This window comes from Novosphingobium sp. SG751A, from assembly GCF_013149295.1.
GTDB lineage: Bacteria > Pseudomonadota > Alphaproteobacteria > Sphingomonadales > Sphingomonadaceae > Novosphingobium.
Genome location: NZ_JABGCB010000013.1, coordinates 102,729 through 116,087, shown reverse-complemented (window position 1 = coordinate 116,087; position 13,359 = coordinate 102,729). Strand labels below are relative to the sequence as shown.

General features: G+C 62.8%; 9 protein-coding genes. 6 read left to right on the top strand and 3 right to left on the bottom strand.

Annotated elements, in window-relative coordinates:
* Window positions 1-32: 32 nt before the first annotated feature.
* Window positions 33-1,628 (bottom strand): carboxylesterase/lipase family protein, encoded by a 1,596-nt coding sequence (locus tag FHW96_RS17965; protein ID WP_172341951.1) that lies wholly within the window; start codon window positions 1,626-1,628, stop codon window positions 33-35.
* A 195-nt stretch (window positions 1,629-1,823) separates the two neighbouring features.
* Between FHW96_RS17965 and FHW96_RS17960 the strand changes: the two genes are divergently transcribed.
* Entirely contained in the window at window positions 1,824-4,457 is a 2,634-nt protein-coding gene (locus FHW96_RS17960) for a TonB-dependent receptor domain-containing protein (RefSeq protein WP_172341950.1), read from the top strand.
* A 46-nt stretch (window positions 4,458-4,503) separates the two neighbouring features.
* On the opposite strand, the gene FHW96_RS17955 is transcribed toward FHW96_RS17960, so the two are convergent.
* Both FHW96_RS17955 and FHW96_RS17950 read right to left on the bottom strand, forming a co-directional pair.
* Window positions 4,504-5,772: a serine hydrolase gene (locus tag FHW96_RS17955; protein WP_172341949.1), complete on the bottom strand. Its 1,269-nt coding sequence runs from the start codon at window positions 5,770-5,772 to the stop codon at window positions 4,504-4,506.
* Between the two features lie 80 nt (window positions 5,773-5,852).
* On the bottom strand, window positions 5,853-6,941 hold the full coding sequence (locus FHW96_RS17950) for a LuxR family transcriptional regulator (protein WP_172341948.1): 1,089 nt from the start codon (window positions 6,939-6,941) through the stop codon (window positions 5,853-5,855).
* Window positions 6,942-7,154: 213 nt separating this feature from the next.
* On the opposite strand from FHW96_RS17950, the gene FHW96_RS17945 reads away from it, so the two are divergent.
* From FHW96_RS17945 to FHW96_RS17925, 5 genes are all read left to right on the top strand, one after another.
* Window positions 7,155-7,679 carry a protein-disulfide reductase DsbD domain-containing protein gene (locus FHW96_RS17945; RefSeq protein ID WP_172341947.1) on the top strand — a complete coding sequence of 175 codons (525 nt, stop codon included), beginning with the start codon at window positions 7,155-7,157 and terminating at the stop codon, window positions 7,677-7,679.
* 3 nt (window positions 7,680-7,682) lie between these two features.
* Complete coding sequence (locus FHW96_RS17940) at window positions 7,683-9,014, top strand: hypothetical protein (protein WP_172341946.1); 1,332 nt, start codon at window positions 7,683-7,685, stop codon at window positions 9,012-9,014.
* A 30-nt stretch (window positions 9,015-9,044) separates the two neighbouring features.
* Window positions 9,045-10,364, top strand: a complete 1,320-nt coding sequence (locus FHW96_RS17935) for a peroxiredoxin (RefSeq protein WP_172341945.1) — start codon at window positions 9,045-9,047, stop codon at window positions 10,362-10,364.
* 55 nt (window positions 10,365-10,419) lie between these two features.
* A complete protein-coding gene (locus tag FHW96_RS17930) occupies window positions 10,420-10,785 on the top strand; it encodes a cytochrome c family protein (protein ID WP_172341944.1) in 366 nt (121 codons plus the stop codon).
* A 199-nt stretch (window positions 10,786-10,984) separates the two neighbouring features.
* Window positions 10,985-13,339 carry a TonB-dependent receptor gene (locus tag FHW96_RS17925; protein ID WP_172341943.1) on the top strand — a complete coding sequence of 785 codons (2,355 nt, stop codon included), beginning with the start codon at window positions 10,985-10,987 and terminating at the stop codon, window positions 13,337-13,339.
* Window positions 13,340-13,359 lie beyond the last annotated feature (20 nt).

Genomic DNA, 13,359 nt, shown 5'->3' with positions numbered 1-13,359 from the left:
ATCATGGGGGCGTATTGTCAGGAGAGGACACTTTACGCCGACATGAACTTGCGAATATCGCCATGGGGATCGCTTTCGACCCGGCTTTCCAGATTGAAGATCATCGTCTGGCGCCGCGCCAGGTCATAGGGCGGCCATGCGGGGATCGCGGCGGTCTGCGGATTGCCGGTCTTGGCAAAGGCAACCCATGCCGGATGCATCTGTGCCGACATGCGGGCCGGTTCCGCTCCATTGCCGACGAAATCGCGGATATTGTCATAGGTGCCGAAAACATAGGACAATTCCGTCGCATGGCCTGCCTTCAGCCGCCCGCCCAGCGTCGGCAATTCACGGTCCATGCGATACATCCAGACCGGCGCGCTCTGGCGCGATTTGCGCTCGGCCAGCGTGACCGAGTTGATCCAGAACATCCCCGCGCCATTGAGCGCGACGATCAGATCGCCCGGCGAATATCCCGGATGGGCCGCGCGCAGCGCCGATGCCAGAGCGGCGGCATTCTTAGGATGGGCCTTGCGCACGGCGGCCTCGAAATCAGCATCGGTCGCGGTGGCCAACGTCTTGTCGCCCAGCGCGAACATCGTCCCCTCGTCCTTGTTTGTGCCGATAATCAGAGGGATATTGGCCGCCATCGCCGCTGCCTCTGGCGCAAACGGGCCGCGCGGCAATTCCTTGCCATCGACGCTCGGGTTAAAGCCGCCCATCAGGAAGCCGCCTGCATCGCTCTTGGCCACGGCCTCGATCGCGGCCTGTTGCGATTGAAAGATCTTCTGCGTATCGACCGCCGCCAGCGCGGCCACATCGCCCGCCTTGACCCCCAGCACATCGGTCAAGGCCCCGCCCAAGCCTTGCGCATATTTGCGGGGCGTGGCGTCCAATCCGGCTCCGCTTTGGATAATCGCCTTTTGATACAGCCCCTTGGCCGATGGCATGCCCAGCAGGAGCGAGACCTTCATCCCGCCGCCGCTCTCGCCAAAGATCGTGACATTGTCCGGATCGCCGCCAAACAGCGCGATATTGGCGCGCACCCATTGTAGCGCCGCGACAATATCGAGCATCCCCGCCACGCCCGAGGAGGCATAATCCGGGCCCCAGCTTTCAGGCAGTTGTGTATATCCGAAAACGTTCAGGCGGTGGTTGAGCGAGACCAGCACGATGCCGTCGCGCGCGAAATGGTCGCCCCAATAGGTGGGGCGACCCGCCGCCCCACTGGAAAATCCGCCCCCATGCAGCCACACCATCACTGGCTTCTTGCCGCTCAGCGCGGGGGTCCAGACGTTGAGGAACAGGCAGTCCTCGCTGTGCTGTTCGTCAAAGGGCATGTCATTCTGTCCGTCGCTCTGGATCGCGGCGGCGCCGAATTGCGCGGCATCGGCCACCTGCGTCCACTTCTGAACCGGCTGGGGCGGGCGAAAGCGCAGCGCTCCGACCGGCGGCGCGGCATAGCGCATGCCTTTGAACGCCTGAACCCCGCCCCATTCGAAACGCCCGCGCACGGGGCCGTTGCTGGTCTGCACGATGTCGGTGGCCGCGCCCACATTGCCCGCATAGGCGCGCGTGGCGATCAAAGCGCCGGTGGCGGCCACCGATCCAAGCAAGGCGCGCCGCGTCATCCCGGAATTGACTTTCATACATGCTCTCCGCTGATAAAAATTATCATTCTTTCGCTTTACGCTGTAAATACGAAAATTATCGAAAGTCGTCAATTGTCAAACGCAGGGCCGTCTGTTAGTGACTGCGCATGCGTCCGATGGAACGCACGCGATGATCCGCCGCCATTGAGCATAAAAACAGAGCGGATGAATTGAAAACAGAGGGGATTTCTGATGATAAAAATCGAAGCCAAGCGTAAAATCATGGGCTCGGTTAGCGCGCTGACCCTGATTCTGGCCGGTTCGGGGGCCGCTCTGGCGCAAACGGGGGCGCAAACGGCGGATAAGCAGGCCGATAGCGAAGCCAATAAGAATGCGGAAATCATCGTTACGGGCACATTGCTGCGCGGAATCGCGCCGGTGGGCACCAATGTGCTGAGCGTAGGCCAGGCCGATGTGCTGGCAATCGGCGCCAAGACCTCGAACGACCTGTTGGCCAACATTCCCCAGATCAGCAATTTCAACGCCATTCCCACCGGCACCGCCGGTTTCGGCCAGCCCATCGTGCAGACCAACCTGCGCGGGCTTGGCGCCTCGGGCGGCACGACCACGCTCACGCTCATCAACGGCCACCGCGTGGTGGGCCAGGGCATCCTGCAAACCTATGTCGACCCCCAGATCATCCCCCCCGGGCTGATCGAGCGCGTGGAAGTCATCCCCGATGGCGGTTCGTCGATCTATGGCTCGGACGCGATCGGCGGCGTTATCAACTTTATCACGCGCAAGCGGATGAACGGGGTTGAGGCGACCGCGCGCTATGGCTTTGCCGATGGCTATAACACGGCCGACGCCAATGTGACCGCAGGCAAGGACTGGGGCTCTGGTTCGCTGATGCTGTCCTATGCCTATGCATGGCACAACAATATTCAGGGCTATGAACGCAATTACGTCACCCAGAATTTCACCGGCTTTGGCGGCGCGGACAATCGCAGCATGGCCTGTACGCCGGGCAATGTCCGCATCGGCAGCACCATCTATCCGATGCCGGGCACCACGGCGGGCGCAGCCAACAAGTGCAGCACCACCGATTATGCCGACATCTATCCGCGCGAAACGCGCCACTCGGTCTATGCCGTGTTGGATCAGCAACTGACCGAAAGCCTGAAGGCCAATATCACCGCCTATTACTCGCGCCGCGATACGGTGAATATGGAAGCCACGCTATCGGGCAGCGGCACGATCACCAACGCCAACCCCTATTTCCGCCAGATCGGCACGGAAACCAGCCAGACGGTCTTCTTCAATTTCGAACCCGTGTTCGGCAAGGGCGTGGCCAGCCCCTCGCGCTTTGATTCATGGGGCATCACGCCCACCTTCGAGGCCGATCTTGGCCATGGTTGGCATTTGCGTGGGCTGGCCAATTACGGCCACAGCTATAACAACACGATTCAGAATGCGGCCAACGCGGGCAATATCGTGGCTGCTCTGGCCGGGACGACCACGGCCACCGCGCTTAATCCCTATAATCTGAGCGCGACCGATGCCGGCGTTCTGGCTTCGATCCGCGATTACAGCAACAATTCGGTGGCCAAACAGGATCTGGCCGAAACGCGCCTTGTGGCCGATGGCAGCCTGTTCAACCTGCCCGGCGGCGATGTGCGTCTGGCTGTGGGCGGCGAGTTTCACTACGAAAAGATCGCCGCCAACATCCGCTTCGGTTCCTCGGGCGCGCCCTTCCGCAATGCCTCGGCCGCCGCGCGTCAGGTCGCTTCGGTCTTTGGCGAAGTCTTCGTCCCCATCGTGGGCAGCGCCAATGCGGTGCCCGGCATCGCCGCGCTCGATCTGACGGGTTCTGTGCGTTATGACAGCTATGACGATGTGGGAGGCACGACCAACCCCAAGATCGGCTTCAACTACAAGCCGGTGGGCTGGGTCACGGTGCGCGGCAATTACGGCACGTCGTTCCACGCGCCCAGCCTTGCCGATACGGTGGGCTCGGTGGACTCGCGCATCTCGTTCACCACGGCCATCGGTTATGCGGGCGGGCGGCCGATCATCTGGATTTCGGGCGGCAACCCCAATCTGAAGCCGGAAAAGGCGCGCACATGGTCGCTGGGCGCGGATATCAAGCCGCCGGTGCTGCCGGGCCTGACCTTGAGCGGGACCTATTACAACATCGACTTTTCCGACATCATCAGCGTGAACTCGGGCGGGTTCGGCAGCGCGGCCTGGTATAATGATCCGCTCAACGCGCCCTTCTTCATCGCCAATCCGACGCAGGCGCAGGTCACCAGCTTTTCAGGCGGGGTTCAGCCGGACAACTTCCCCTCGCTGGGCTTTCTCTATGCCAATTACGGCACGCCCTATGCGATCCTCGACCTGCGCCGCTATAACCGTGGTCGCCTGAAGCAGGATGGCATCGACTTCAATGCCCAGTATCAGCGCCCGACCAGCTTCGGCTCGGTCTCGCTCAGCTTTGGCGGCACCTATACGCTGCATCGCCGATCGAGCCCGTCGAGCAATGGCGTCTATACCGAGCTGCTGGACAATGGCGTGGGCCGTTTCAACTTTACCGCGGCGGCGGGCGCCACGGTGGGGCCGGTCACGGGTCGGGTCCAACTGACGCATAGCGGCGGCTATCCGATCATGTTCGACGCGACGCAGACCCGGGTGAAGTCCTTCGATACGGTCAACATGTATTGGGGGCTGGATCTGAACAAGATCGGGCTGAAGCAATCGGCGATGCTGACGCTCAACGTCGATAATCTGTTCGACCAGAACCCGCCCTATCGCACCTCGGGCAGCGGCTATGCCAATGGCTCGACGCTGGGCCGGACGGTAACGCTGGGTATTCGCACCAAGTTCTGATGATAATGATGCCGCAACTGCCATCGCGCGGTTGCGGCATCGCCTTTTATTGGCCGTTCCATTGCGTCAAAGTACGGAAATAGGCCAGCGTATCCTCCAGCGCGTCATCCCCCTTGGCCGACCCCATTTCGGGAAAGAAGCTCAGTTTCACGATGACCGTGCGCGTGGCCGGGTGGACATAGATGAACTGCCCCTGCAACCCCAGCGCGGTATAGGCGCCGGTGTCATCCAGCCGCCAGATCTGGAAACCATAGCCCGCGCGCGCCATCGGATTGGTTACCGAGGGCGGCGGAGGCGGCGCGGAGGTGTCGGCATTATTGGTCATGATGGTCGCCTGTTCGACCCATGTGGCGGGCACGATCTGGCGCCCGTTGAACCGCCCCTTGTCCAGCACCATCGCGCCAAAGCGGGCAAAGTCGCGCAAAGTGGCATTATAGCCCATGCCGTTGAGTTCGCGCCCGACGCTCGGCCCGCCATCGGCAATCCAGAAGCCATGCGCCTGCGCGCCCATCGGCTGCCACAGATATTGCGCCATGAAATCGGCCAGCGGCCGCTTGGTCGCGCGCTCCAGCACCCAGCCCAGCACCGAAGTGTCGAGCGTGGAATAGTTGAAACGGCTGCCCGGCGCGAATTTGCGCTTCAGGCGCGGGGCCATGTCGGCAAAGCGTTCCTTGTTGGCCACGATGGCGTTAAGGAAAATCTGCGCAGCGACACTGGGCGTTGCGCCGAAATCATAGCGCTCCTCATAATCCACGCCTGATCGCATCTGGAGCAATTGCCGGATCGTCACGCCGTCATAGCCCGAGCCTTTCAGTTCAGGAACGTAGGCGACCGCCGGATCGTCGATGGAACGGATCGCGCCTTGGCCGACGGCAATGCCCACCAGCATCGAGGTGAAGGTCTTGGCCATGGAAAAGGAGATGAAATGCGTGTCGGCATCGGTGTTGTTGCGATAGGATTCATGCAGCACCTTGCCGTCGCGCATCATCAGAAGGGCTGAGGTATAGGTCAGATCTTCCCACGCATCCTCGCTCATCACCTTGCCGCGAACGGTGGCGGGCGGCAGGGCGGCATCGGCGCGGGCCAGCGGCGCGACCGGGCCGGAACGCGCCACCACGCGGGTCTGGAACAACTGATCCATATTATGGAAGGTCAGCATATTCTCGGGCGCTTCGAGCATATGCATCCGCGCGGCGGCCAGCGCCGGAGGCACCGTCCCGTCGGGCAAGACATGGGGCGGCGCGACTTGAGCCGAAAGGGATGGGGCGGCCAGAGCAAGCGCGAGGGCAAGAGAGGCACGGATCGAAGCAGGCATGAGCTGACCTTTAAGCAAGTGGTGGCCCCGGCATGGGCGATCCTTGCCGCAGTCGCGTCTCCCGTTTGGTATAGGCTATATCATTTATCGCCCGCCACCGATCCGCTGATCCGCCGCACCAGTTCGGATTGCCGCCCCGCCCCGGTCTTGGCCAGCACTCGTTTGAGATGCAGCCGCGCGGTGCCCTCGGCAATCCCGCGCGCGGCGGCAAAATCGCTGACGCTGCGCCCGGCGGCAAGACTGGCGGCAAGGCTGGCCTCGGTGATGGTCAGGCCGAACAGGCGGGCAATATCGCCGTGCGCATAATGCACCGGCCGATCAGGCTGGGCCAAGGTCAGCAGCACAAGATCGCGCGACAGATGCCGGGCCGGGCGGGCGCGCAGATGGAGAGCAGGGCGGTCGATCCCGCCCAGCGCCAAAACGCCGCGATCCGAGCGCCCCTCGACCAGAGCGGTCAGGCTGTCGTGATCATTGCGTTCAATCGCGGCCAGATGCCCATGGCGCAGGCGCAGCCCATGCCCGTCGGCCAGCAGAGCGCGCGCCGGTTCATTGCTCCAATGCAGGCGCAAATCGCGGTCGCAGGCCAGCATCGCGACGCCGGTCGCGTCATGGGCCTGCGCGATCCATTCCGCCTTCGCCTCGGCCTCGCTCATGCGCAGCCACAGCTTTGCGGCCTGATGCATATGCGGCGCCATCCGGGCCAGCAGCGCTTCTTCGCGCGGCTCCATATCGCGCCGATCATCGGGTGTGCGGTGAAAGATCAGCGTAAAGCGGTGGTCCTTGTCCAGCCTGTGGCTGATCCAAAAGGCAGGCCCCAGACCGCAGCGGGCCAGCCCGTCGGACAATCGGCGGCGATCCTGCGCGGAATAGGCAGGGCTGCGCGCATCGCTCAGGATCTCCATATCGGGGATCGGGCCGATGGGGCGGCTGAAACGCGGGTTGGCCGGACTGTTGGCCCAAGAATCATGCAGGCGGCCATGGCGTTCGGAATGGCTGTCGCGCGTGCCCCAGACCGGCAGCGCCTTGCCTTGCGCGGCGATCAGCAATTGCGCCGCCACGCATTCAACGCCAAAATCGCGGCGCAGCAGGTCCATCAATCCGACCCAGCGCGCCGGTTCGTCAATCGCGCTATAAAGCGCGCCGATCCATTGATCGCTGATTGCCGCCATGATCGCGCTCTCCCGTGATGCCCTTATTTGGGGCGCAGGATATCGCATCGCACCCGAACGGCAAGCGGAGCCTGCTTTGAGAGCAATGCTCATATCGGAATAGGATATTCTCAAGTTACTTGGCCGCATCCTGCCGATAATCCTTGGCTTTGCAGCGCTATTGGGGCCCGATCTGCCGGAATCCTGCGCTTTCTTCACATGCAAGGCTGGATTATGACTTTGATTAATGGCGCCGCTGTCTCTGCAAAACAGGGGGTGATCCTTGGGCTGGCCGCTCTGATCGCGGGCGGCGGACAGGCATGGGCGCAGGCCCCCAATGGGACACAGACCGTGGCATGGAGTGTGGCGCCGATCATCCTTGCCGGGAAATCCGGGCGTGCTTTGGTGCAATTGCGCGGTGCGGTGCGCGATGGCTGGCATGTCTATGCGCTCAAACAGCATGAGAATGGTCCGACCCCGCTGCTGGTGGCTGTCGAGCCCAATCTTGTGGCCCAGCCCGCAGGCGCGGCGGCGGGCAGCACGCCCATTGTGGCGCGCGATGCCGCTTTTAACCTCGACACGGCCTATTACGCCGGGAATTTCACGATTTCCCTGCCCGTCCGCATCAAACCGGGCGCGCAGGCCGGGCGCCAGTCGATCCCGATCAGCGTGCGTTTCCAGACCTGCAACGGCCAGACCTGTCAGCCGCCCAAGACGCTGCATCTGACCGCTGATGTCGTTGCGGGCGAGGGGCGCTGAGCCATGAGGCCGGTATTATGGGCCGGGCTGGCTTTGGCCGGGGCGCTGGCGATCAAGGGCGCCAATGCCCAGATCGCGGTGCAAAATCAGGGCTATGTGCCTTATAGCGAGGCGCCGATCCATTATCGCACGCGCCCCCTGACCGATCCGGTGGCGCTGTTGCAAAAGGATCTGGACCGGGGCGCGGCGCATCTGACCTATGATGACACGCGCGGCTATCTGCGCTCGGTGCTCAAGGCTCTGCATGTGCCCGAGGCTTCGCAGACGCTGGTCTTTTCCAAGACCAGTTTCCAGTTCACCAAGATCAGCCCCCAGCATCCGCGCGCGCTCTATTACAATGACGATGTCTATGTCGGCTCGGTCCATCAGGGCAAGACGATTGAGATCGTCTCGTTCGACCCGATGCAGGGTGCGATCTTCTATCTGCTCGACGATCAGAAGACCGAGCGTCCGGTGTTTCAGCGGGCCGAACTGGATTGCACCCAATGCCATATCGCGGCGGCCACGCGCGGGGTGCCGGGGGTCTTGCTGCGCTCGGTCTATCCGGCGGTTTCGGGCACGCTGACCCCGCGCGCGCCGCAATATATCACCGATCAGAAGAGCCCGCTGAAAGAGCGCTGGGGCGGGTGGTATGTCAGCGGGGCGCTGGCCGATCCCACGATGGCGAATGCTGCGGTAACAGGGCCGGGCGCCTTATCCGCGCTTGGCCCGCTGACCACGCGCTATGACCCGGCGGCCTATCTGACGCCGGACAGCGATGGGGTGGCGCTGCTGATGCTGGGCCATCAGGCCCAGATGCATAATCTGATCACGCTGCTCAATTACCAGACCCGGCTGACGCTCCACGCCCAAGGCCTGCCAGAGGAAGCGCGGCCAACGCTCGCCAGCCTGCCCGAGGAGGCGCGCGAAAAGATCACCCGTCCGGCCGAGCAATTGCTGCGCTATATGCTGTTTTCGCATGAAACGCCGCTGGGCGGGGCGGATGCGCGCAAGGTGATCGCCGCCTCGCCCTTTGCCCGCCAGTTTGCCGCGCAGGGGCCGCGTGATCCGCTCAAGCGCTCGCTACGCGACTTTGATCTGCACGACCGGATCTTCCGCTATCCGTGCAGCTATCTGATCTATTCCACCGCCTTCGATGCTCTGCCCGAGCCGGGCAAGACCTATCTCTACCACCGCCTGTTTCAGGTGCTGAGCGGGCAGGATCAGAGCGAGGATTTCGCCCATCTTTCCCCCGCCGACCGGCAGGCGATCCTGACCATCCTGCGCGCCACCAAACGCGGCCTGCCCGAGGAATGGCGGCGCAAGATTTCTCCCAACCCCGTCTCCCCCACTTGATGATGATCGGAACTGGATATGAAAGCGATATTGAAAGCATCTGTTTCCGCCGCCCTGCTGCTGGTCGGCAACGCGGCATTGGCCGCCGAAGCGGGCATTTCCGGGCAATGGGACGCCGTCCTTTCGCGCAATGGGGCCGACATCCCCTTCCGCCTCGACATCACGGGCGAGGGCGCAGGCCTGAAAGGCGTGTTCTATGACGGGTTCAAGCCTTATGAGGCCACCACCCACGCCAGTTTCCGGAACGGCAATCTGGTGCTGGACCTCGAACATTACCTGACCACGATCAACGCCAAGCTTGAGGGCGGACAGCTCAATGGCAGCGTTCTGGCGCAGGGCCGGGAATCCTCCGCGCAATATACGTTCCGCGCCAGCCGCCATGTCGAGACCCCCGCCAGCACGGTGTCGGCGCCCCAAATCGCGGGCACATGGATCATCCCGCTCGCTACGCCTTCGTCCAAGGGTGAAAAGGCCTTCCGCTTTGTCGTGCAGCAGCGCGGCGCCGAAGTAGCGGGCGCGATCCTGCGCATTGATGGCGACACCGGATCATACAGCGGCGCCTTCAAGGATGGCCGCTGGGTGCTCAGCCATTTCGACGGCGGGCGCCCCGGCGTCATTCAGGTCACGCCCAAGGCGGACGGCACGCTGGAAATCCGCCAGCAGGTTGACCGCCCCGCCAAGGCCGGCGGCGAATATGGCAATGATAACACCCCCGATGGCCGCTATGCCAACAGCCTGATCGCCTATCGCGCCGATGTGGCGGCCGCCAAGGGCCTGCCCCAGCCGGAGGACTTCCTGACCCACACCACCGCCGCCAATCCCGACGAAACGTTCAAATTCAGCTTCCCCGATGCCGATGGCCGTCTGGTTTCGCAGGACGATCCGCGTTTTAAGGGCAAGGTCGTGGTGGCGGTCGTCACCGGCACATGGTGCCCCAATTGCCATGACGAGGCCCAATATCTGGTCCAGCTCGACAAGAAATACCGCGATCAGGGGCTGGCCATCGTCGCGCTCAATTTCGAAGAGCCCGATCAGCAGGATACGCTCAAGCGCCAAAAGGCCTTCATCAAGCAGTACGGGGTGAAATACACCTATCTGACCGCCGGGTCGCCCGCGCAAATGTGGGAAAAGGTGCCCCAGCTCAACCATCTCGACACCTGGCCCGCCACGGTGTTCATCGGACGCGACGGCAAGGTGAAGGCGGTGCATTCGGGCTTCGCCTCGCCCGCCAGCGGTGAATTTCATGCGCAGTTGCAGCAGGAATTCACCTCGCGGATCGAGCATCTGCTGTCACAAAAGCCGGTGGTGGCCGCATCTGACCAGCCTGCCAAGCTGGCGCTCAACCGCTGATGAGGATGGCGGGGTGGGTGATGCCCGCCCCGCCATGATATCAAAGGAGCCGAAGTTGCGCGCCGCTTATGCTGGCCTGATGGCCCTGTTGGCCGCCGCCGTGGCGCAAGGGCAGAGCCCCGCGCCGCGCGGCGAAGTCCTGTTTGAAAACCGCTGCGCGCGCTGCCACGGTCTTGGCGGCGATGGCAGCGATGGTCTGGCCCCGGCGCTGATCGGGGTGGTTGGCCGCCCGGTCGCGGGGCGGTCCGATTATGTATATTCCGATGCGCTGCGTTCCAAGGGCGGCGTGTGGTCGCCCGAGGCGATCAACCGTTATCTGATCGACCCGCAGGCCTTTGCGCAAGGGTCGGACATGGAGGCCAGCGCACCCGATCCGGCCGAGCGGGAGGCGATCATCGCCTATTTGAGCGAGCTGCGATAATATCCGTTCATAAGCTGATGATGATTTTCCAATCGAGGATTTCGTCCATCAATATTCGTAATGCGCGTTAAACAAGCATTTATATCGCCGCTATCGCCGATTTCCCGCTCGATTGCGGCCTTTCCTGTCCCGCCTCATGGCGGGGCGGTTGGGGCATGGCCGCCTCTTTTCGCGCGGCAGTCATCAACAGGGGACGATAATGAGACACAACCGGAATCATCTTGCCAGCAGTCTGCTGGCCCTGTCGGGCGCCTTGGCCGCGCTGCCTGCGCTGGCCGATGAAAAGCCCGCCGACGATATCGTGGTGTCGGGCCGCCGCCTGTCCGATGCGGCCCAGTCCATCGGGCAGGATCAGGTGACCAACACCGTGGCCGTCACGCGCAAGGCGCTGCTCTCGGCGCCTGCGGGCATCTCGGGGCTGAAGATGCTGGAGCAATTGCCCGGTTTCAATGTCCAGACCGATGGCGCGCTGGGCCTCTATGAATTCGGCAACAGCGTGCAGAGCCGCGCCTATAATCTCGATCAGATCGGCTTTGTCGTCGATGGCATCCCCACCGGGCGCAGCGATGCTTTCGGCGGCAGCCCGGTGTTCCGTTATGTTGACAATGAAAACCTCGGCTCGGTGGTGGCCAGCGTTGGCGCGGGCGATGTGGCGCAGCCTTCCTATTCCTCGCTGGGCCCGGTGGTGGAGTATAAGTCCATTGCCCCGCAGGAGAAATTCGGCCTCTTCGCTTCGGGCAGCCTTGGTGACTTTAACCTGCGGCGCAATTTCCTGCGCCTCTCCACCGGCCGGATCGGCCGCTTCACCGCCTATGTCAGCCGGACGAAGCTGGACAGCAATCTGTGGCGCGGGGCGGGCGGCGTGCATCGCACCCATTGGGAGGCGCAGGTGAAGGCCGACCTTGGCGGCGACAGCTGGGCGCGGTTCAAATTCGTCTCGAACGATTTCCACGACAATGACTCGCCGACCCTGACGCGCGCGCAATATTATTCCGCCACCCCCGATGCGGGCGGCCAGACCGGGCGCTGGCGCGGCTATATTGACGTTGTGCCCAACACCACCGCCGGTTTCGCGCCCAGCGTGGCGGGTGTGGCCTATTCGAACACCAATTACACCTATACCGCCCCGCTGGCGATCAATATCCGCCGCGACCGGCTCTATGCGCTGACCACGCATCTGGGCATTGCCAAAGATGTCTGGCTGGAAAACAGCCTCTATTGGGAGGACAAGGCCGGTTACGGCGTCTCGCCCGATTCCTATGCCAACAGTCTGTCGATCTACACGCGCGAGGCGCAGGCCGGGCTGGGCGTGGCGGCGCCCAAGGGCACGCAATATGGCCGCTCGGGCGTGGGCGGCAATCGCTATGGTATCGTCTCGAAACTGCACTGGCAATTGGGCGCCAACACGTTCGAGGCAGGCGTTTGGGCCGAGCTGGACAAATATCACCGCACGCAGGCACGCTATAACACCACCGATGGCTCACCCGCCAGCGCGCCCGATTTCAGCGCCCCGGTGTTCCTGCGCCGCGATTACAACTCGCGCCGCAACACGACGCAAATTTTCCTCAAAGACACGCTCAAGCTGAGCGATGCCTTTGAACTGAACGCCGGCTTCAAGGGCCTGTCGCTCGATTATGCGGTCAACGGCTATCGCGATTATAACGATTATTACCGCGTGGTGGGCGGGGTCGGCGTGGCGGGCTGGGGGCCGTCGAGCAACCGGGCGCATTATCAGGATCTGTTCCTGCCGCTGGCGGGCGCGCTGTATAAGCTTTCGCCGCGCAGCCAGATCTTTGCCTCCTATGCCGAAAATCTGGCGCTGCCCAAAGGGTTGGACGATATCTATGCCGTGAGCCTTGCCAGCAGCAATGGCGTGGTGCCCCAACCGCAGGCGGAAAAATCGCAAAACGCCGAAATCGGTATCCGCACCCGCCAGCGCGAATTCTACGCCTCGCTGGCGGGCTATTACACGCAATATGCCAACCGGATTCAGTCGATCACCACCTTCCTTGCCGGATCGTCGGGGGCGACCGAAACCTATTACACCAACGTCGGGCGGGTGAAGGCTTACGGCCTTGAATTTGCCGGATCGTATAAGCCCGGTTTCCTCAAAGGGCTGGCCTATGCCAATCTGAACGCGACCTGGAACCATGCGCGCCTGCGCGACAATGTCGTCACCGCTCCCACCACCTATCTGACCGCCGGCAAGGCCTTGCCCGACAGCGCCGAATGGGTGGTCAACGGCGGCGTCACGGTCGAACCGGCAAGCTGGCTCGTGGCCAATTTCAGCGGCAAATACACCTCCAGCCGCTGGTCCACGCTGGACAACAGCGCAGGGTCGCAGGTGCCCGCCTATACGGTCTATTCGGCCTATGTGGACATTGGCGATGGCTGGCACGCGGGGCCGTTGAAGGCGATCAAGGCGCGCTTCAACATCGACAATATCTTTGATCGCAATACGCTGGGCTTCGTCTCGGTGGCGACCACAGGGGACGGTTCGTTCCGCCCGCTCTCGCCGCGCACCTTCCAGTTCACGCTCTCGGGCGAGTTCTGATAAAAGCCCCCCTGTCATCG

What these genes read in the sequence shown, in the direction of transcription:
- FHW96_RS17925 (WP_172341943.1), top strand. Translation starts at nt 10,985, where the DNA reads ATGAGACACAACCGGAATCATCTTGCCAGCAGTCTGCTGGCCCTGTCG.
- FHW96_RS17960 (WP_172341950.1), top strand. Translation starts at nt 1,824, where the DNA reads ATGATAAAAATCGAAGCCAAGCGTAAAATCATGGGCTCGGTTAGCGCG.
- FHW96_RS17940 (WP_172341946.1), top strand. Translation starts at nt 7,683, where the DNA reads ATGAGGCCGGTATTATGGGCCGGGCTGGCTTTGGCCGGGGCGCTGGCG.
- FHW96_RS17950 (WP_172341948.1), bottom strand. Translation starts at nt 6,941, where the DNA reads ATGGCGGCAATCAGCGATCAATGGATCGGCGCGCTTTATAGCGCGATT.
- FHW96_RS17955 (WP_172341949.1), bottom strand. Translation starts at nt 5,772, where the DNA reads ATGCCTGCTTCGATCCGTGCCTCTCTTGCCCTCGCGCTTGCTCTGGCC.
- FHW96_RS17945 (WP_172341947.1), top strand. Translation starts at nt 7,155, where the DNA reads ATGACTTTGATTAATGGCGCCGCTGTCTCTGCAAAACAGGGGGTGATC.
- FHW96_RS17965 (WP_172341951.1), bottom strand. Translation starts at nt 1,628, where the DNA reads ATGAAAGTCAATTCCGGGATGACGCGGCGCGCCTTGCTTGGATCGGTG.